Source organism: Candidatus Binataceae bacterium, assembly GCA_035508495.1.
Classification (GTDB): Bacteria; Desulfobacterota; Binatia; order Binatales; family Binataceae; genus JASHPB01.
In genome coordinates this window covers 20,609-40,021 of sequence record DATJMX010000013.1, presented here as the reverse complement: position 1 = coordinate 40,021, position 19,413 = coordinate 20,609, and the positions used below count along the sequence as shown (strand labels likewise).

At 61.9% G+C, this 19,413-nt stretch carries 24 protein-coding genes; 5 read left to right on the top strand and 19 right to left on the bottom strand.

What is annotated here, in order from left to right; genetic code table 11:
* Positions 1 to 20 precede the first annotated feature (20 nt).
* On the top strand, positions 21 to 1,844 hold the full coding sequence (locus VMA09_04090) for a glycosyltransferase family 39 protein (GenBank protein ID HUA32758.1): 1,824 nt from the start codon (positions 21 to 23) through the stop codon (positions 1,842 to 1,844).
* A 3-nt stretch (positions 1,845 to 1,847) separates the two neighbouring features.
* On the opposite strand, the gene VMA09_04085 is transcribed toward VMA09_04090, so the two are convergent.
* Positions 1,848 to 2,645: a Sir2 family NAD-dependent protein deacetylase gene (locus VMA09_04085; protein HUA32757.1), complete on the bottom strand. Its 798-nt coding sequence runs from the start codon at positions 2,643 to 2,645 to the stop codon at positions 1,848 to 1,850.
* A gap of 18 nt (positions 2,646 to 2,663) precedes the next feature.
* Positions 2,664 to 3,644: a redoxin domain-containing protein gene (locus VMA09_04080; protein HUA32756.1), complete on the bottom strand. Its 981-nt coding sequence runs from the start codon at positions 3,642 to 3,644 to the stop codon at positions 2,664 to 2,666.
* A gap of 89 nt (positions 3,645 to 3,733) precedes the next feature.
* On the opposite strand from VMA09_04080, the gene VMA09_04075 reads away from it, so the two are divergent.
* The gene (locus tag VMA09_04075) at positions 3,734 to 4,177 is read left to right on the top strand and encodes a GNAT family N-acetyltransferase (protein ID HUA32755.1); all 444 of its coding nucleotides are present in this window, start codon (positions 3,734 to 3,736) and stop codon (positions 4,175 to 4,177) included.
* A 35-nt stretch (positions 4,178 to 4,212) separates the two neighbouring features.
* Complete coding sequence (locus VMA09_04070; GenBank protein HUA32754.1) at positions 4,213 to 4,572, top strand: VOC family protein; 360 nt, start codon at positions 4,213 to 4,215, stop codon at positions 4,570 to 4,572.
* On the opposite strand, the gene VMA09_04065 is transcribed toward VMA09_04070, so the two are convergent.
* From VMA09_04065 to VMA09_04055, 3 genes are read right to left on the bottom strand one after another with little or no spacing between them, the layout of a single operon-like run.
* A complete protein-coding gene (locus tag VMA09_04065; protein ID HUA32753.1) occupies positions 4,569 to 5,015 on the bottom strand; it encodes an NlpC/P60 family protein in 447 nt (148 codons plus the stop codon). The two genes, VMA09_04070 and VMA09_04065, sit on opposite strands and share 4 nt — an antisense overlap.
* Complete coding sequence (locus VMA09_04060) at positions 5,012 to 5,842, bottom strand: alpha/beta hydrolase (protein HUA32752.1); 831 nt, start codon at positions 5,840 to 5,842, stop codon at positions 5,012 to 5,014. The genes VMA09_04065 and VMA09_04060 overlap by 4 nt, the downstream gene beginning before the upstream one ends.
* Entirely contained in the window at positions 5,839 to 6,654 is an 816-nt protein-coding gene (locus VMA09_04055) for an alpha/beta hydrolase (protein ID HUA32751.1), read from the bottom strand. The genes VMA09_04060 and VMA09_04055 overlap by 4 nt, the downstream gene beginning before the upstream one ends.
* A 111-nt stretch (positions 6,655 to 6,765) precedes the next feature.
* Between VMA09_04055 and VMA09_04050 the strand changes: the two genes are divergently transcribed.
* Positions 6,766 to 7,335 (top strand): tetratricopeptide repeat protein, encoded by a 570-nt coding sequence (locus VMA09_04050; GenBank protein HUA32750.1) that lies wholly within the window; start codon positions 6,766 to 6,768, stop codon positions 7,333 to 7,335.
* Between the two features lie 2 nt (positions 7,336 to 7,337).
* Here VMA09_04050 and VMA09_04045 read toward each other — a convergent pair whose 3' ends face one another.
* Positions 7,338 to 7,973 carry a helix-turn-helix domain-containing protein gene (locus tag VMA09_04045; protein ID HUA32749.1) on the bottom strand — a complete coding sequence of 212 codons (636 nt, stop codon included), beginning with the start codon at positions 7,971 to 7,973 and terminating at the stop codon, positions 7,338 to 7,340.
* 489 nt (positions 7,974 to 8,462) lie between these two features.
* Between VMA09_04045 and VMA09_04040 the strand changes: the two genes are divergently transcribed.
* Positions 8,463 to 8,762: a hypothetical protein gene (locus VMA09_04040; protein ID HUA32748.1), complete on the top strand. Its 300-nt coding sequence runs from the start codon at positions 8,463 to 8,465 to the stop codon at positions 8,760 to 8,762.
* Between the two features lie 45 nt (positions 8,763 to 8,807).
* Here VMA09_04040 and VMA09_04035 read toward each other — a convergent pair whose 3' ends face one another.
* The 13 genes from VMA09_04035 to VMA09_03975 form a co-directional block, all read right to left on the bottom strand.
* Positions 8,808 to 9,068 carry a hypothetical protein gene (locus VMA09_04035; protein HUA32747.1) on the bottom strand — a complete coding sequence of 87 codons (261 nt, stop codon included), beginning with the start codon at positions 9,066 to 9,068 and terminating at the stop codon, positions 8,808 to 8,810.
* Between the two features lie 133 nt (positions 9,069 to 9,201).
* A complete protein-coding gene (locus tag VMA09_04030; GenBank protein HUA32746.1) occupies positions 9,202 to 9,627 on the bottom strand; it encodes a hypothetical protein in 426 nt (141 codons plus the stop codon).
* A gap of 5 nt (positions 9,628 to 9,632) precedes the next feature.
* Entirely contained in the window at positions 9,633 to 10,226 is a 594-nt protein-coding gene (locus VMA09_04025) for an RNA polymerase sigma factor (GenBank protein HUA32745.1), read from the bottom strand.
* Between the two features lie 121 nt (positions 10,227 to 10,347).
* Entirely contained in the window at positions 10,348 to 10,953 is a 606-nt protein-coding gene (locus VMA09_04020) for a nucleotidyltransferase family protein (protein ID HUA32744.1), read from the bottom strand.
* A gap of 3 nt (positions 10,954 to 10,956) precedes the next feature.
* Positions 10,957 to 12,105, bottom strand: a complete 1,149-nt coding sequence (locus VMA09_04015; protein HUA32743.1) for an XdhC family protein — start codon at positions 12,103 to 12,105, stop codon at positions 10,957 to 10,959.
* A 59-nt stretch (positions 12,106 to 12,164) separates the two neighbouring features.
* Positions 12,165 to 12,461, bottom strand: a complete 297-nt coding sequence (locus VMA09_04010; protein HUA32742.1) for a hypothetical protein — start codon at positions 12,459 to 12,461, stop codon at positions 12,165 to 12,167.
* Positions 12,462 to 12,510: 49 nt separating this feature from the next.
* On the bottom strand, positions 12,511 to 13,695 hold the full coding sequence (locus tag VMA09_04005; GenBank protein HUA32741.1) for a sigma-54 dependent transcriptional regulator: 1,185 nt from the start codon (positions 13,693 to 13,695) through the stop codon (positions 12,511 to 12,513).
* A 210-nt stretch (positions 13,696 to 13,905) separates the two neighbouring features.
* Positions 13,906 to 14,352, bottom strand: coding sequence for a peroxiredoxin (locus VMA09_04000; protein ID HUA32740.1), 447 nt, complete (start codon positions 14,350 to 14,352; stop codon positions 13,906 to 13,908).
* 7 nt (positions 14,353 to 14,359) lie between these two features.
* Positions 14,360 to 14,845 carry a tetratricopeptide repeat protein gene (locus VMA09_03995; protein ID HUA32739.1) on the bottom strand — a complete coding sequence of 162 codons (486 nt, stop codon included), beginning with the start codon at positions 14,843 to 14,845 and terminating at the stop codon, positions 14,360 to 14,362.
* 60 nt (positions 14,846 to 14,905) lie between these two features.
* Positions 14,906 to 15,844: a type II secretion system F family protein gene (locus VMA09_03990; protein HUA32738.1), complete on the bottom strand. Its 939-nt coding sequence runs from the start codon at positions 15,842 to 15,844 to the stop codon at positions 14,906 to 14,908.
* Position 15,845: 1 nt separating this feature from the next.
* Positions 15,846 to 16,802 carry a type II secretion system F family protein gene (locus tag VMA09_03985; GenBank protein ID HUA32737.1) on the bottom strand — a complete coding sequence of 319 codons (957 nt, stop codon included), beginning with the start codon at positions 16,800 to 16,802 and terminating at the stop codon, positions 15,846 to 15,848.
* Positions 16,803 to 16,807: 5 nt separating this feature from the next.
* Positions 16,808 to 18,172 (bottom strand): CpaF family protein, encoded by a 1,365-nt coding sequence (locus tag VMA09_03980; protein HUA32736.1) that lies wholly within the window; start codon positions 18,170 to 18,172, stop codon positions 16,808 to 16,810.
* On the bottom strand, positions 18,172 to 19,398 hold the full coding sequence (locus VMA09_03975) for an AAA family ATPase (GenBank protein ID HUA32735.1): 1,227 nt from the start codon (positions 19,396 to 19,398) through the stop codon (positions 18,172 to 18,174). The genes VMA09_03980 and VMA09_03975 overlap by 1 nt, the downstream gene beginning before the upstream one ends.
* Positions 19,399 to 19,413: the final 15 nt, after the last annotated feature.

Sequence of the window (19,413 nt, the reverse complement as noted above, 5' to 3'; positions counted from 1 at the left end):
CGCGGTAGCTGAACTTGCAAATGGATGACCGAAACGAAGCGGGCGACGCACTCGACGAGCCCGCTGCGAACGCGCCCGAAACACGAGAGGCACCAGCGCCCGATTCACCGCGACTCGAGCCGCGCCCCGCGATCCCGCGATGGCTGAGCGCGATCGCCGAGCCGCACAATGCGCTGCCGATCCTCATCATCATGACGGTCGCGCTCTACCTCGTGAACCTCGGCGGCTATCCGCTCTATACCAAGGGCGAACCGCGCGAGGCGGTGACGATTTACAACATGACGCATGGCGGCGGATTCATCCTGCCGCAGCGCGCCGGCGTCGAGATACCGTCGAAGCCGCTGCTGATGCATTGGCTGGCGGCGCTCATCTCGCTCGTCGGCGGCGTGACGGAATTCACGGTGCGGCTGCCGTCGGCTGCGTTCGGAATCGGTGGCGTACTGGTCTGCTATTTTTATGGCCGCCGCATCTTCGACAACCTGAGCGCATTCTTCGCGGCGCTCATGATGGCGACGACGTTCCAGTATTTGCAGGCGGCGACGGGCGCGCGCGTCGATATGACGCTGACGTTTTTCATGGAGGTCGCGTTCTTCGAGTTCATCATGATGGCCGAGGGGCTGACGACGCGGCGGATGCTGCTGTACGTCGCGATCGCCTGCGCGATCCTGACCAAGGGACCCGTGGGTGCGGCGCTACCCGGCGCGGTCGCGCTCGCATGGATCGCGCTTTATCGAAAATGGCCGCTGCTGCGCGACCTGGCTCTCGTGCGCGGCGCGATTGTTGTCGCGATCCTTGCCGGGGGATGGTACGTCGCGGCGTTTATCGTCGGCGGGCCCGCGTTCTTCGAAAAGCAGATTCTCGCGGAGAACCTGTTTCGCGTCGTCGGCAGCGCCACCGTTCACGAGCCGCACGCGCATCCGTTCTACTACATGGAATTCGCGCTGCTCGCAGGCTTCCTGCCGTGGACGATCGTGATGCCGATTCCGGCCCTGCAGGCGCTCCGCCGCCCGCGGCCGATCGACCAGCGCCTCGCGTACTTTCTTTTGTGGTTCGCAATCGTGCTCTTTTTCTACAACATCCCGCAGAGCAAGCGCGGCGTGTACCTGCTCGCGCTTTATCCCGCGCTCGCGACGATCGCGGGGATATACATCGTGAGCGCAATCACCAATAGCGCAAGTGGCGTGAAAACCTGGGTCAGATGGATGCAGAAGCTTTCCGGATCCGCCCTGGCGATGTGCGCCGCTGGCGCACTCGGCGCGCTGACACTACTTGCATATCAGCAGGACCGGCTGCATCAGATAATCTACGCGGCAGGTATCCAGAATCCCGGCTTCATGCCTGCGCTCGCGACTGCGGTGAGATCGCACGCCAACGCCGCCGTCGCAATCCCGGCGCTCGCACTCGTGCTCGGCATCTGGATGCTGGCGAGGCGGGCCGCAATCCAGCGCCTCGTCGTGCCGATCGCCCTCGCGATGACGCTGATCTCGCTCGCCACGAACATCATCGTCGTGCCGGCGATTGCTAACACGTTGTCATTAAAAACATTTGCGATCGATACGATGAAAGAAGTCGGCAGCGATCCGATTGGCTACCTCGAAATCCTGAACTACGACGTGGCGTTTTACAGCGGCCGCAACATGCCGATCCTCCACACCACCAATCCCAACCTCCCCGACTACCTGATCGCCTGGCGCTCGATCTACTTCGCCTCGCCAGTGTCGCTACAGGACCGCTACGAAATAATCCTGACCAGCAACCCCACCGAACTAGACGGCAGTGACGAAATGGTCCTGCTTCACAAACGCAAAGCCCCCGCCGAAAAGCCCGAGCAAAATCTCACCTGAAGATCAGGACAGCTTTTGTTTCCTCGATGCGCTCACGGCGGCGACCAGGCGCGGGAGGATTTCGGCGGAGCCTCCGCGGAGGCTTATGTCGCAGAATCGGGTGATTTCGGATTCGTAGAGATTTACTTCGATCAACGTGCCGCCGCGTTCTTTTACTTCGATGGCGAAGCCGGCTGCGGGGTAGACGGTGGCTGAAGTGCCGGCGACGATCACGAGGTCGGACTGGGCGGCGTGGCGCGCGCACTGGTTGAGCACGTCGGTCGGGATCGGCTCGCCAAACGAGACGGTGTCGCTCTTGAGGATGCCTTCACATTTCGGGCAGATCGGCGGCAGCGCTTCGAGACTGATTTCCTCGCGCTGGAACCTGCGGCCGCAGTCGATGCATCGGATCAGGGTCCAGTTGCCGTGAATCTCGGCCAGTGACTTCTGGCCTGCCTGGCGATGCAGATCGTCCACATTTTGTGTAATTACGAACCGCAGCACGCCCATCGTCTCGAGCTCGACGAGCGCCGCGTGCCCCGGATTCGGCTTGGCAACGGACAGCGGCTTGTAGAGCTCGTCGTTGCGGCTCGCGAGGCGCTCTTCCCACGCCTTCTTGGGGTCGGCAAGAAAGCGCTGGAAGCCGTTCGTCGGCGGCTCGCCGTATTTCGTCCAGAGTCCGCCCGGGCCGCGAAACGGCGGGATCCCGCTTTCGACCGACATCCCCGCCCCCGTCAGTGCAATCGGATAACGCGCCGCGAGCAAAACCTCGGCTGCAGCTTTGATTTCTGAATCCGTGGCCTTGACTGGTTCCTGTTCCATTGGATTCGCCTTCGCGGACTATGCGACCGCGCACGAGATGAATGTGAACGCATACAGGGTGAGACCTGCCGCTTCGGCGCGAATCGTGAGCGCGCCGGAGTTCACCGAGTCGTTCGACACCAGCGAATACATCCGCGGGCGATCGACGGTGACAAACGCACGCCCGCCTTCAAGTCTCACATCGTCGCCCGGCTTCTCACCTTCGCCCAGGATCAATTCGGCACGAATCGAGAGACCGGGCGGCGGCGCCATCACGAGGTTGACGTCTTTCGAGGTGTAGCGAATCGCAAGCGACGCACCCGCCGCGTCAGCGTGCGCGGCTTCCTGCTCGACACGCCATCGCCCGCCGAGGAACGCCAGCCCTTCCATGTGACGTCCGGGATCGGTGTAGTCGTAGGCGGTGTCCTTCGCAACTCCACCAGGATTTCCGAACTGTCCGCGCGCGTGGCCGAGATAAAGCTCGGGCGTAACGCGATAGCACACCGCGCCGGGACGGTCGCTGTCGCGCATCGGCGGCATCGGCGGCGGCAACTCGATCGCAGGATTCAAATCGCGCAGTGCCTGCTGAATCGCGATTTCGCTTTCCTCGTATGCGCCTTCGCCGAAGTGGTAGTAGCGAATCCGCCGCTTGGCATCGACGAGATATTTCGCCGGCCAGAAACGGTTCGTGTAGGCGCGCCAGATCGCGTATTCATTGTCGAGCACTATTGGATACTCGAGACCGAAGCGCCGCGCTGCATCGACGACGAACGAGCCCTCACGCGCGAATGAAAACTCCGGCGCATGCACTCCGACTACGACGAGCCCCTTGTCGGCGTAACGCCGATGCCACTGCGCAACGTACGGCAACGTGCGGATACAATTGACGCAAGTAAAATCCCAGAAATCGACCAGCACGACAGCCTTGTCGCGCAACGCGCTGAGCACGACGGGCGCGCCCTGCACCCACGTTCCGCCCTCGAATTCCGGCGCATAAATCGTTTCCTGAAGCTTCGGCATTTGCTTTACGCGCGAAAGCGTAGCACAGGCCTCATCGCACGATGAACCCCGAGTTTGACGCGAGACAATCGGCGCGATACTGAGGCGGCATGGCGGGTCACGAGAACATCGAAGTCGTCGCGATCACGACGCCGGCGCAATTCGAGCAGGCTTATGCGATTCGCCGCCGCGTCTTTATCGAAGAGCAGAACGTGCCTGAAGCAATCGAGCTCGATGACGACGATGCGCGCGCCTTCCATGCGCTCGCGCTCATCGATGGCGCTCCGGTCGGCACAGGCAGGATGCTGCCGCATGGCGAGCACGAAATCAAAATCGGCAGGATGGCGGTGCTGCGCGAGCTGCGCGGCAGCGGAATCGGCCGCGAGATCCTGGAATTTCTGATGAACGCGGCACGCGCGCGCGGTTTTCGCGTGGCTGTGCTTCATGCGCAACTCACTGCGGAAGGTTTCTACCTGCGCAGCGGCTATATTCCGATCGGCGACGTGTTCGAGGAGGCAGGAATTGCACATCGCAAGATGGAACGGCCGCTTTGACGCGTTGACTGATCGTTAAGCGGAGGATTTCGCCGATGCTCGATCACATGGAACTATTTGTTTCCGATCTTGCGTGTAGCAAGGATTTCTACGCCCAGGTGCTGGCACCGCTCGACTTCAAAATCATTTATGAACTGGAGAACGCTATCGGGTTCGGCGACGATTCATTTCCCTCGTTCTGGATCCACGTCGGCGAGCCGCGCAATCGATCGCACTTTGCGTTCGGCGCGAAAGACCGCACTGCCGTCGACGCGTTCTATCAAGCCGCGATCGCGGCGGGTGGTATCGACAACGGCGCGCCCGGGATTCGCGCCCAATATACTCCGACCTACTACGCCGCGTTCATTTTCGATCCCGATGGCAACAATATCGAGGTGGTCTGCCGGAAGGGCTAACGCGCTCGCACGCGCGACGACGCTCTGACGCGCTTGGCCCCGATGAACACTCGATAAGAAGGATCGGCCGCGAAGTCAGCCATCGTCCAGATCTCGGGACGTCCGACTTTCTTCGCCAGATGAATCACCTGGCCTTCACCGAGATAGACGCCAACATGCGCGCCCCACGCGCGACCGTCGCGGCTGAACAGCAACAGATCGAGAGGGCGGAGTCGCTTCGCGATCGTCGTCTGCTCAGCATCGTCCCATAGCTCGCTCGAACGAAAATTCGGAACCGTCCTGCCGAAGTGCCGCAGTAGCTCGAATGCAAATCGCTGACAGTTCGCGCCGTCGCGCAGGTCCGAAGCCTTGATGGCACCTGGATATCGAGAGCCGTCGTAGGGGACCGACAAAAACCGCGCTGGGATCTTCAGAGTGATTGGCCTGCTGCGCCGCGCCTTCATTCGAGGCTGCGCGCGAAGTCTTCGATCACTTGGGCGACAGCGGCCGGCATCTCGAGCAGAACATGATGATGCGCACCCGGGATCGTCACCGCTTGCGCGCGCGGATTGGCGATGGCGGCGCGCTCGAGGCCTTCCACCGTCATGATGCGGCTGTTCTCCGCACGCACCAGCAGGGTTGGGATCGTCACAGCGGCGAGAGCCTCGACCACGTTCATGCCGTCGCCGCCGAAGAAGCTGTCGCGATCGAACTTCAGCGTCCATCGCCCTTCATCGGTGCGCGCGAGACTCTTCTCCGCGACGGTGCCGAGGATCTCAGGCGCGATCTCGCCTTCATTCGGCATCAGGCGATAGCGCGCCTTGGCGGTTTCAAGATCGGGATAAGTAACGACAGGTAGGCTCTTCAGGCGGCGCAGATAACGATCGCGGCCGCGGCTCGACACGATCGCGGAATCGATCACGATCGCGCCGCGCGCGGCATCAAGATGCTTCGCGGCATAGGCGAGGACGCTCAACCCGCCCATGCTGTGCCCGACGATGATCGGGCGACCGTGCAGTTGCGAATCATGTTCGATGAAGCGCGCGAGGTCCTGGGCGTATTCGCGCGGCGCGTACGCTGGTGGCTGAACCCATTCGCTGTCCCCGTGGCCGCGCTGATCGAGCGCGACGATTCGAAAGTCGCGCGAGATCGCGCGCGCGACCGCCTCCCACCACCAAGCATTGGCCGAGTTGCCATGCAGCAGGATCAGCGTCTGTTTCGCGTCCGAATTCCATTCCAGGTAGTGCAGCCGCGGCGCGCCGTCGAAAAGATGCTGATGCGGTTCGGTCACTTAAGCTTGTCGAGAAACTTCTTCATCGCGGCGATCAAACCGCGCGGATTGTCGAGCATCGCATGATGGTACGAATCGTCGATCTCGGCGAGCTCGCCCTTGGGCATGGCTTCGACCATCTTGCGCGCCTGATCGATCGCGAGCAATGGGCTCTTCTTGATCTTGATGAGCAGGGCGGGGCAGGTGACGCGATGCAGCGACTCCCACATCGTGAGCGGCTCGCGGATCATAGTGCGGCGATCGATTTTGTGAATCCATTTACCGTCATCGACCTGTCGGTAGGTCTTGCGCGCGACGTGCTCGAGGATCTCCTTGCTCGCCAGCGTCTCGCGCGGCAGGACCTTGAAATTCGACACCGCCTCATCCAGCGAGTCGAAGCGGCGCCCCGGGCGCTCGGCATATTTGCGCAGGAACTGAACCGACGCCTCGCTGTAATCGGGCGGGCTGTCGATCGCAACCAGGCCGCGCAGCTTATCGGCGTGCGCCGCCGCATAAACGAGCACGTTATGCGCGCCCATCGAATGCCCGACGAGGATTGGCGGACCGAAGTTCCATTGATCGATCACCTGGTCGAGATCCGCTACATAATGGCGTGAGCCATAGGCCCAATCCGCGGGCCATTCGCTTTCGCCGTGGCCGCGCTGGTCGATCGCGAGCGCGTGGAAATCGTCGATAAAGGCGGGCGCGACGAAGTCCCACCAATGCGCGTGAGCCGAGCCGCCGTGGACGAAGAGCAACGCGGGCTTGCCCGCGCCGCCGTAGTCAACGCAATTGAGCAAAAGTCCGTTGGCCTTAAATCGATGCTGCTTCATCCCGTTGCTCGCTCTCAGAGAGCCGCTATCGCGATGGAAATCGGGCGACTTTGATTCGTGCGCCATTCATGGCACGATTCTAACAGCGTCCCGAAAGCTCCACCTGAAGTCATGCCCCGTCGTTGTTCCGCACTTTCGCTTATCACGCTCGCTGCGGCAACTGTCTTATCGATCTCGATCGCGTTACGCCCCGCTCGGGCCGACGATGCCAACACCGCCAAGGCGCGGGAGCTGGTGCAGGCCGCGATCAAGATGCAAGACAGCAACGAGGCGGTGAAGCTACTCTGGCAGGCGACTGACATCGATCCGACATACGCCGACGCCTACGTTTACCTGGGGCTCTACTACAACTCGCGATCGGACTTCGCCAACGTCGTCAAGGTCTATCAGAAGCTGGTCAAGAACCAGCCCAACCAGGTCACCGGCTATCTGAACATCGGTGAGGCCTACCTGTCGTTTCAGCCCCCCAAAAATGACGACGCCCTGACCTATTTTCGTAAGGCATATGAAGTCGATCCGAAGAACTCGTTTGCGGCTCTCAGGATGGGAGAGATCTACGCATCGACGGGAAACCGCGACGAAGCTGTGAAGTATCTGCGTGTGGCGCTGGCGGACAGCGTCAAGAATCCCAACGTCTCGGCCGAGGCAGAAAAGACCCTCAAGCAAATCGGCGCACTGTAGGCCTATTGCCCGAGGTTAGTTGCGTAGTCACGAAGCGCTTCGAGGAGCATCGTCAGCGTATCGCCAACCTCGCGGCGCACCTTCTCCTTGTCGTCCGCTTCGGCGATCATGAGCGCGGCGGCATCGAACGCGCCCGTCAGCAAGGTGGCAACCGGTTCGACCGGCACTACACGCGGTACGTCGCCAGAATCCATCAGTGCCTCGATCGAGGCCTTTATCAGGTTGGATTCGAGAGAACCGATGGAACCCAGGATTTCGCGACGGCGCTCAGCGCTCAACACGCTGCGACCATCGATCAGCATGATGCGATAGACCTCAGGCCGCGTGCACGATTTCAGCCAAGCCTCGCGGCCGTCGCGGATTCGATCCCACAGGTTATCGCCGTGCGCAGCGGCCGCGAGCGTGATGCCCAAGGTCTCGCGGGCGACAAACTCGAAGACCCGCGCGAAGAGCGCCTCCTTGTCCTTGAAATGATGATAGAGGGCCCCGCGAGTGACGCCCGCCGCCTGGACTAGGTCGCGAATCGAGGTGTCGGCGTAACCTTTGGTCGCAAAAAGCTTACGCGCGGCCGTCACGATCGCATCGCGAGTTTCCTCGGCGCGATGATCGCGGGAATGCGATACAACTTCCTGGGCCATGTCGAGAGTAATCTTTATTCAGGGCGCCGCGTCAGCGCAAGTAATATCCAATCGTAACCACCAATAGAGCGCATTTTCATTGATTAACAGTTAAATGCAAATCACTTTGGTCAATAGCGGGCAAAAAAGGACAAAATCTGAAATTCACGCAACTTGATTAAATTAACTTAAGTTGGCAAAGCGTTCATTTAAGTTTGATGTTGACATACCGAACGCCGGTATGTAGAAGACTACCACATTGAACTCGACGGATAAGCCAAAGGGGGGCGTAACCGTGAGAGTGAAAAATTGCCTGACGGCCAGGTCAGATACTGGCGCTAGTGGATCGCTCAACCATTTCCTTCCTGCGGCGGTCTCGCAAACCCGAACGATGAATTCACCCAATGAGGCGACTGTCAGCTAAAGCCGCTTGAGCGAGATCGCATCCAAATATTGTTGCATAGGTCCTTATCGCGCCGGCCAAACTGTGACCCGCGCAAAGGCAGATCAATGAATCAGAAGATGAAAGAGTGGATCCTCGGTTTCCCTTGTAGCCGCTGCACCTTTATGGGTGACGAGAATCTCGGAACCGTGCTTGTCCTCGGCCAGGACGACCGGGGCGAGTTGCAAGTAATCGCCTTCTGCTACGATTGTGCGCGCGTCATGATGAACCAGCGGCGCAAGCCTATCGCCAAGCGCGCCAGCGCTCCGGCATCGGCGCCAGTCGGCGACCGTTCGCGAGTGATAAAGCTCGAAAGACGTCCAGCTCCTTCCGAAAACAACACGAAATCTGCGCGCCCGCCCGCATAGAGAGCGGGTCCGAGACGGCGAGCTAATCGGCAGACTCTGTCGATCTTAGTTGCCGGCTGGCGATGGCGACGGGCTCGCAGCTGGGTGCTCGACTTCGGCTTCCTTGCGGCTTCCCCACGGCGGGGCAAAATCGCGATCGAAGATCGCCTGCTGATCAGGAGTCAGCACATCCCTGACCTTGTCGTACGACTCCCACATCGCGGCGCGTCGAGCACGGAAGAAGTCGCGCCGGATATCTTCGATCTTGTCGCGCGTGTTGCGAATGATTTCGGTGACCTGGTCGCGCTGCGCCGACGTGAGATGCACTTTATTGTCCAGCCGACCAACAAAGCTGCCGGCTGGCACCCTCAAGATTCGCATTCTGTAGGCGAGTGTGCTGATCGCAAACCCGATCAGCACGCTGGCAATTGCAGTGATCGCTATCGACCAGAGATTGGACTTATCCGGCAAAGTCGTTGCCCATCACCGAGGTGTCAGCCGCGGGTAAGTCGAGCGCCGATTCCGAATTGGTGATTTCGTCAGAGTACGAGCTAACTGGCACCGTCACCGAGAGATAGGCCGCCGCGCTGGCCATGAAGAGGACCATGACGCCGGCGCACATCGCCACCATCTGGCGCTGCCAAGTCGATCCGCGCGAGACCATCGCGCCGCGCCGCGCCAATGCTCCAACTCTGCGCTCGATCGCGATGCGCCCGCCGGGCTCGGTCGCCGAATAGAGCACCGGCGCCGTCAGCGCAAACACGCGAAACGCATGATCGCACTTGGCGCAGCTCTTGAGATGCGCGAGCAGCTCCGCGCGGCGCTCTTCCGTCGCGGTCTTGCGCCACAGCGCGGGAAATTCTTGTCGAGTCTCGAAACAATTCATCTGATTCACCTGTCGCGTCCCGCCGCCAGCATCCGCTCCGCCTGTTTGCGCAGCGATTGTCGAGCGCGAAACGCACGGATTTTTACTTTGGCCTCGCTCCAGCCCATCGTTTGGGCGATCTCGGCCACGCTCATGTCCTCGCTTTCCTTCATCACCATCACCATCCGATCCTCGGGACGCAAGGTATCGAGCAGCCGATGCGCCAGGTCGTGAGCCTCGCGCCGCTCCTCCGCGTCGCCCACGAGGTCTTCCGGCGACGCATCGTTGACCAGATGCATCCACTGCACTTCTGGAGCGTTGAAGTCGCCGACCAGCTCTTCGGGACGGCGCCGCCGTCTGCGCAACTCGTCATAGCACAAGTTGATTACTATCGAACGCAGCCAGCCGCCGAACGGCATCTCGCGGCGATAACTGGCCAGCGCCGTGTAAGCCCGGATAAAGCTCTCCTGGGCCAGGTCCCGCGCCATCTCAGGATCGGAGAAAAAGCGCTGGCACAGCCGTTCGACGCGCGGCCGATGCCGTGTCGAAAGCTCGTTGAAGGCGCCCGCATCCCCGGCAAGAACTTCGCCTATCAGCTCCTCGTCAGGTTTAGCCGTCAAGCTCCAAGCGATCTTCCTGCTCGCCAATCGCCCACGCATATCTGCCTGTAAGTACGTTCAGGAATAGCGGCGGTTACGCAGGCTCTCAATGATGGGTGCCGAAAAAATGTGCAGCCGCGATTTACCATTCCCGCGGCGGCGCCACGAATCCCGCATGCTCGACGTCTTCGGGCGTATCGAGGTCGAGCACCACGCCGGGATCGTCAACATCAACATAGCTCACGCGCGACGGGTCTGCATTGACGACCGCCCGCGCGCCTTCGGTATCGGAAGCATGGATCAGCTCGTCGAAGATCGACCGATCGAAGATCACCGGATGCCCTCGGCGCCCCTGGTAGCGCGCGATCACGATCTGCTCGCCACCCCGGCCGTAGCTCGACAGCACGGCACGGAACGTGTCCACTCGAACGGTAGGATGATCCGCGAGATGGATCATTATGCCGTCGATATCGCTTCGCACCGCCTCGATCCCGGCCTGCAGCGAGGAGAGCTGCCCGCGCATAAAGTTTCGATTCTCGACCACACTCACGCGCGGATCGAGCGCAATCGCCGGCCGGATCCGTTCCGCATGGGCACCGAGCACGACCACGACTCGCGGCACCACTTCGAGCATCGTCGTAATCGTCTGCTCGACGAAGGTCCGCGCTCCGATCTTCAGCAGCGGCTTCGGATAGCCCATGCGGCGCGACTCGCCGGCCGCCAGAAGAATTCCCGCGACTCGCGCCACGCTCTAGCTCTTCTTCCCCAGCCGCCCGGATTTGACGCCCAAAGTGAGCTCATCACGCAGGCCAAGCCGCCGCTCGCGCACGATCTCGGCCATGATCGCGAGCGCAATCTCCTCCGGCGTCTCGGCGCCGATATCGAGTCCGAGCGGAGCGTGAACTTCGTTCAGCCGCTCCACCGGTACGCCCGACTCGCCGAGCCGCTCGAGCATCGCCTTTACCCGGCGCCGCGATCCGATCATCCCAACGAAGCCGCACGGCGAAAGCAACGCGGCGCGAACCGTTTCCTCGTCGAAGGCATGGCCCCGCGTCACCGAGACCAGGTAGCAGTGCGTATCGAGCGAAAGCGATGCGACGGCCTCGCCGAACGCGCGCACGATAATCTCGTCAGCATCGGGAAAACGCTCGCGATTGGCAAATGAGGCCCTGTCGTCGATCACGGTGACATGAAAGCCCAGCATCGCGCCGAGCTGGCTTAGCGGCTGCGCGATATGACCGCCGCCCGCGATTATCAGCCGCTGCGCACCGACGATCGGATCGATGAAAACCCGCGGCGACGTGCCGTTCGCAATGTGAGTGACCTGCCGTACTCCGCCGTCGCTTTCGATTTCGAGAAGTCCAGCAAGCGCATCGCGAGTGCGCGCAACGATTCGTGTGAACGCCGGCAGTGGAATCGCAAATGGCGCGGACCGAGCTTCATCAGCTGGATCGATCACGGCACGTGCTCCGACCGGAGCTTCGCTGCGCCGCCCTGCTTCGATCACCGTAAGCAGACTGGCGGGACGGCTCTCGGCCGCAGCTTCGGCGAGCTTGCGGGCGGTGTCGATATCGCGCTCAGGCGACCAGATATCGACCAGGACATCCATGATCCCGCCGCAGCTTCCGATCTGCTGCTGATCGAAATCTCCGGTGAGGTCGACTTCGGCGAGCCGCGTGCCGCGGCCTTCATCGAGCAGCAGGCGCGCTTTACGAAAAACCTCGGCCTCGCCGCATCCGCCGCCGATCGTTCCGAACTGCCCATCAGTCCGCACGATCATCTTGGCCCCGACCTCGCGCGGCGTGGAGCCGCGAACATTGATCACCGTTGCAAGCGCAAAGCGCTGACCGCGCTCGAGCGTGCCGAGCGCCTCAGCCCAGATTTGATCCGGACCATTCATCCATATCCACAACTATCAGAACGGTCCCGAGCGGAAAAACCCGCGCGCCATCGGCGGATTCAGTCGCTGAGGTTGTCGAGGATCGTTTTGGCCGCCAGCAGGTCGCTCTCGGCGGTCTGGTAGTCGCCTTTGGCGATAGCGGCTTCGCTGGTTTGCTCGAGCTGCGCGGCCTTGGAGAGTTGTGCGCGCTTGGCGTCGTCAACCGGTCCCTCGTCGCGAACGTGGGCGAGGCGCAGGGAGACTTCGCGCTCGAGGCTGACGACATCAGGCGGCGCCGAGCCCGCATTGGCGAGCATTGCGCCGCTAAGGGTGATCGCAGACAGAACTATCGCAGTTGCTCGCGCCGAATGTTTCATCGCGAGCCGAAATTCTGAATCACCACGCTCCCGCGCGCAACGGCGCGGCTTAGAAAAGACTGTCGACTCCCGAATCCCTGCCGCCGTCGACGCCCGCTTCTGCCGGCTCGTGATTGCCGCCGTCGAGGCCGTAGCGCGCGAGCATCCGGTACAGCGTCGAGCGCGACACTCCAAGGAGATCAGCGGCGCGGCGGCGATTGCCGTCGGTCTCTTCGAGCGAGCGAATCAGAGTCCGCTTGATTACTTCGTCGAGCAGGAACGGCCAGGTTTCCTGGCTCGCAGATTTCGGCGAATGCGCTCGCGGCGCGACGTGTTCAATTTCGTCGTGCTGCTCACTCGGAACGAGAATCGCATCTTCGCCATCGACGATATGCTCGGGCAGGTCCTGGATCAGCACCACGTCGGAGTCCGTCAGAATCACCGCGCTTTCGATCGCATGCGCCAGTTCGCGCACATTGCCCGGCCACGGGCACGACGTGAGCGCATTGAGCACCGCGCGCTCGACGCCGATGATGTTCTTGCCGCATAGCCGGTTGTAGTGCTCGATGTAATACGCGATGAACGAGGGAATTGCTTCGCGCCGTTCGCGCAGCGGCGGATTGAAGATCGCCGCCGTGTTGAGGCGATAGTACAGATCGTCGCGGAACTGGCCCATCCGCACCATCGCGCGTAGATCGCGATTCGTCGCCGCGACCAGGCGAATATCAACTTTGTATGTATGCGCCGAGCCGACAGGCTGCACTTCGTGAGCCTCGACCGCGCGCAAGAGCTTCGGCTGCAGCTTGAGCGGCAGGTCGCCGATCTCATCGAGAAAGAGCGTGCCGCCATTGGCCGAACGGAAGTAGCCGATCGAATCTTCGCGCGCATCGGTAAACGCGCCCTTGATATGCCCGAAGAGCTGCGACTCCGCCAGCGACTCGACCAGGTTCGAGCAATTGAACGTAACGAACGGCCCGTTCGGAACTGGTCCGAGCGTATGCAACGCGCGCGCGACGAGCTCTTTGCCGGTACCGGATTCGCCGTGAATCAGGACGGTCGCCTTGTACGGCCCGAGACGCAGAATCGTCTTGAGCACCTTGCGCATCTGCGCCGAGCGGATCACCATCCCGCCAACGCGCTCGGAGCCCTGCGCGAGATGCTCGAGCGTGACGATATCGCCCGAAGCTGCACTGCCAGTTTCGATTTGCTCGTTGTCTTCCAGGTCCGACCGCTGCGCAATGTTTGCCTGTTCCACGTCTTTGCTCACGCCCCCTGCCGCGGGAGTGTCCCAATTATTTCCCGAGGTCATACACCTGATGAGCAAGCGGCAGGCCACGTATCCGATAACGGGACACTGTTCGACGTTCAGCTATATCTCGCACTGAGTTGCGGGTCCCGGGACGAATCCGATTTGTGAACACTCGCGACAGTCGAGCTGTCTCGAATCGGAACAGCAGCGAACAAATCAAACGCCGAGGATATCGGCCAACACCTGCGCCGCATGATTTCGCGGATCGACCTGCGGATAGACACGCTCGATCCGGCCATTCTCGTCGATCACGAAACTGATGCGCTCGGCGTGTCGGGCCTTGGCATCGCCGCACGCGCCATATGAGAGCGCGACCTTGCGATCCAGATCGCTGAGCAGCGGAAAAGAGAAGCCGTGCTTGCCCGCGAACTCTGCATTCGTTTCGACGGAATCGAAGCTGACGCCGAGAACCTGCACATTGGAATCGTCGAAGTAACTCTGATGGTCGCGCAGGCTGCATCCCTCGCTCGTGCATACCGGCGTCCCCGCTTCGGGATAGAACCACAGGAACACCTTGCGCCCGCGCATCGCCGCAAGGCTCACATCACCACCGCCGTGAGCCGGCAGCGTAAAATCGGGGGCGAGGTCTCCCGGCTTGAGCATCGCGTCGTCAGTTCAGAAGCCCGCGCAATTGTGCGAGCGCCGAGCTGCACGCGGGATCCTCGGGCGCGAAGCGCAGCGCGCCTTCAAATTCCTCGATCGCCTTGCGTACCATGCCCTTCAGCGCATAAACGCGGCCGAGATTCATGAACGGAAAATGCTTCGGCTCGTAGCGCTCGGCCTTCTTCGCGCGTTCGAGCCAGTCGATCGCCGCATCGAGCTCGCCCTTCTCGATCAGGTACGCGCCGATATCGTTGTAAGGATTACCGAAGGTCGGATCGACTTCGATCGCGCGCTTGCACTCTCCGATCGCCGCATCGAGCTTGCCCTGCCCCTGGTAAGCCCAGCCGCGAAAGGTGTAGGCCTCGGCCGTCGGAAACATCTCGATACTCTTGGTGTACAACTCGATCGCGCGGTCGAGGTCGGATCGCTGGTGATGCTCACAGCCTTCGTTCCAGAGTTCCAGGGCGCGCTGCTTGAGAAACGAATCGGCCATGGCATCAGCCTTGCGCCGGGTCAGCGACAGGGTCAAGAGCGAGCCGGTCACTGGCGGTTACTATTGGTTGAGCGTTCGCAGAACCTGGATCATCGCGGGACCGACGATCACCGCCATCATCGCCGGCAGCACGAAAAGCACCAGCGGAAAGAGAATCTTGACCGTGGTTTTCTGCGCGGCTTCCTCGGCCCGGATCCGGCGCGTGGTGCGCAGAGAATCCGAGATCGAGCGCAGTGCAGGCCCGACCTGCGCGCCGAGTTGCTCACTCTGGATCAGCGTCGCCGATAGCGGCTTGATGTCCTCGACCGCGGTGCGCGTCGCGAGGTTGCGCAGCGCCTGTCCCAGCGTCGCGCCCGCACTCAATTCGCCTGAAACGATGGCCAGCTCCGAACCGATCTCCTGCTGTTGCCGCTCAGCCTCGCTGCCGACGATCTTGATCGCTTCCGATAATCCGAGGCCCGCTTCCACGCACACGACCAGCAAATCGAGGATGTCGGACAGTTGACATGAGATAGCGCGCTGTCGATTTCCGGCCCGATGCCTGACGTAAAAAAGCGGGACGAACAGCCCGGCGCCGGCGCCGACCAACGCCGCCAATAGTGGTCTGATCCCGCCTGCGCCATGCGCGATTGCCGCCACCAGCGCCGCCGCCCCGAGCAACGCCATCAGTCCGAGGCGAATAAAGTTGAAGGTCGAAACGTCTTCGGAGCGAGCGAACCCCGCACGCGCCAGCACGGTTTGCAACTTTTCCGCTTCCTCGGCATCGAGCTGCGGCTCAGGCAGATGCCGCACCACCCATCGGAACAGCCCCCGCGCAAACGAATCCGAATTGATCTCCTCGTCGGTCGGATTGCCGTACGCGACCCGCATCTTCACCGCGATATCGGCGATCCGATCTTCGAAGATTCGCCGCGCACCGAAGATCGCGGCGTAGAGCGCGGTCGCGGCCGCCGCCACCAGCAGGAAGATCGTCAGGCTCACGTAGAACGAGGTCATCATCTCAATATCGCACCCGCAGCAGGCGTCGAATCGTCAGGAACGCGAGCCCATCGAGAAAGATCGCGGTCTTCAAAATTTTTAGCCCGGTCGGGTCGTAGAAAAGCATGTGCGTGTAATCGGGCTGGATAATACTGAACGCGGCCAGGATCAGCGCCGGCAGAATTCCCACCACGATCCCGCTCATCCGCGACTGCGCCGTCAGCGCGTGAATCTGCTGCTGCAGGCGCTGGCGGTTGCGCACGATGTCGGACAGCCGCCCGATGATCTGCGCGAGCGAGCTGCCGACCTCCGCCTGCACTTTCACCGCGACGACCAGCAGCCGCAGATCCTCCTCGGGCACACGTTTCAGCATTTCCTCCAGCGATCGCGGCAGCGGCAAGCCAAGGCGCGTCTGCTCGATCACCGAGCGCATCTCGCTGCCGATCGGGTCGGGAAACTCATCGACCACGACCTGCAGTCCGCGCATCAAGGAGTGACCTGCTTCGAGCGATGACTTGATCAGATCGAGCGCCGGCGGGAGCTGGCGCACAAAGTTGCGCAGCCGGCGGCGGCGCCGGAAGCGAATATAGAAAATCGGCAGCGCGCCCAGGGCTGCGCCCATCGCGAGCGCAAACAATTTGTCTTTCCAGACCGCCTGCCCGGCCGCGAAGCCCGCGCCGAACATCAGCACGATGATCAACAGCACGTCGGCGACCGAGGCATAGAGCCCCGCCTGCCACATCTGCTCTTCCAGCCGCTGCATCACGTCGATCCGATAAATTCGCGCGAACAGCTCGCTGGAGGCCGGCTTGCGCCGGCCGCTGCGGATTATGTCGACCGCGACGGCCATATCGGGCCGCGCCATCTGCCGCAACACTTCCCTGCTGACCGTGGGTTTAGCGCCGCGCAATAGCAGGAGCGTCAGAACTCCGAGCAGGACCAGCCCCGCCGCGCCGAACGCGATTCCGATATCCGGCATCAGCATCACACAGTGCGCGCGTCGGTCCTGAAGCCGACGGTTTCCAGCCGCTGACCATAGACCGAGCGGATCCCGGTCGAGCGATAGTAGCCGGCGATCTTGCCTTGAACGGAATGATCGGTGCGGACAAATTCGTAGAGATCCTGCATCATGATCATCTCGCCTTCCATGCCGCTGACCTCCGAGATTTTCAGCACCTTGCGCGAGCCGTCCGAGAGCCGCGAGATATGAACTATGAGATTGACCGCCGACGCGACCTGCTGGCGCATCGCGCGCTGCGGTATCGATACGCCCGACAGCAGCATCATCATCTCCAGGCGCGACAGGCACTCGCGCGCGCTATTGGCGTGAATGGTGGCGATCGATCCGTCATGACCGGTCGACATCGCTTGCAGCATGTCAAAGACTTCCGCGCCGCGAACCTCGCCGACGACGATCCGATCCGGCCGCATACGCAAACAGTTGCGCACCAGGTCGCGCTGCGTAACCTCGCCTCTGCCTTCCAGGTTCGCGGGCCGCGTCTCCAGGCGCACCACGTGTGGCTGCTGCAGCGAAAGCTCGGCGGAATCCTCGATCGTCACGATCCGCTCGTCCTCGGGCACGAACGCGGAGAGGCAGTTGAGCATCGTGGTCTTGCCCGAACCGGTGCCGCCGCAAACGAGAACGTTGAGCCGCGCCCGCACTACCGCCTGCAGAAACTCGACCAGCTCCGGCGAGAGCGAGCCCTTCTCGACCAGCGCGCCGATATCGTAACGCCGCTTGCCGAAGCGGCGAATCGACAGCGCAGGCCCATCAAGCGCGAGCGGCGGGATAATCGCGTTGATACGCGAGCCGTCGGGCAGGCGCGCATCGACCATCGGCGACGCCTCGTCGACGCGGCGTCCGACCCGCGACACGATGCGCTCGATGATCAGCATCAGGTGCTGATCGTCCTGGAACGCAACCTCGGTGGTATGCAGCTTGCCCTGCTTTTCGACGTAAACCTGCCCGTGGCCGTTGACCAGGATATCGGTGATGTCGTCGTCGCGGAGCAGCGGCTCGAGCGGGCCCAGGCCCAGCAGCTCGTTCTTGATTTCATCGACCAGGCGCGCGCGATCGCCTTCGGTCAGGAGGCGGCCCTCTTCGTTCAGGATCTCATTGATCGCGGCGGTAACTTTGCCCGAGACCATCTGCGGCTCGAGCGCCTCGAGCTTGGAGATGTCGATCGACTCGAACAGCTTGTTATGAATCTTTACTTTGAGACGGCGCGAGCTTTCCACCATCGCATCCTTGCGGCGTCTGAGCGTCGCACCGATCAGCGATCCTCCCGCGGAACCGGCTTCGCCGGCTTTACCCGCGCCTCCCTGGGCAAGACGGTCCGCAAGCCGCATCAGCGTCCTCCGATGGCGGAAAGTAGCCGCGACAACATGCCGGAACGCTCATGCGCGGCAGCCTCGCCGGCCGGCATGATCCGTCGCGTCAAGTCCACGACCGCGCGGGCGACGGGCGAATTAGGCGAAGTCTGGAAAATATCCGTCGCCGTCAGCTCGCTACGCTCCACCGTGCGCGCATCGGACGGAATTCGCGCGAACAGCGTGCGCCCAAGCGTGCCTTCGATCTGCTTGTCGCTCAGCGGATGCGAGGGCTGATAGTTGTTGAGCACGAAGCGCGGCTCGAGCGAGGTGATGCCAAGCCGCTCATACAGATCGATAAAACGCCACGCGCAGCGCGCGGAAATCACCGTCTGGCGCAACACATAGAACAGATAATCTGAACGCTCCCACGCCGCCACGGCGTTTTCATCGATATGCCCGCCGCAGTCGACGATCACGTAATCGAATAGCTGGCGCATCAGCTCCAGAACGGTGCCAACCGTGATATCCGAAACCAGCTCGCATTCCTCGATGCGCTTGGGCGCGGCCAGCACGTACAGCCCCGACGGATGCTTGGTGAGCGCCGATTCGAGTTGAATCGAATCCATCTTCTGATCGAGCCGCGCGAGCGGCAGCATCGTCACTTCGGGCTCGATATTGAGCGCAACCGAAAGTCCGCCGGTCTGCAGATTCAAATCGACCAGCGCCACGCGCTGATCGAAGACATGGCGCAGCGCGAGCCCGATATTCGCGGCGAGTGAGGTCACGCCCACGCCGCCGACGACGCTGGTCAGCGACACGATCACGCATCCGTCGCGGCGCTCGGCGCGCCACCGGTCCTCGCTGATCTTGAGCAGCGCGCAGGTGGCGTCGCCCACGTCGAGCGGCAGAAAAATGATCTCGTCGGCGCCGGCTCGCAGCGCGCGCTTCATCGTGGTCGGGTTCTTGCCGCTGATGAGCGCGATAATCACCGGGCGTGGCGAATGCGCGGCGCGCTCCTGCACATAATTGAGCGCGTTCTCCTCGGCGCCATCGAACACCACCATCATCACGTCGGCGGCTTCCGGAGCCTTGACGTTTTGCGTCGGCGACGGCGCCGGCGAAGCCTCCTCGATCGCGAGCGGCGGCTCGCCGAGCGTGGTTAGCACCTCGCGCACCATGGCGCGCTTTTCCGCCGTGATTCCCACCAGCAGCACTTTGAGCGCGCCGCGCGGGGTTGATGTCCTTGAGCCTAGCGATGGCACCGCAGAGAGCCTCCC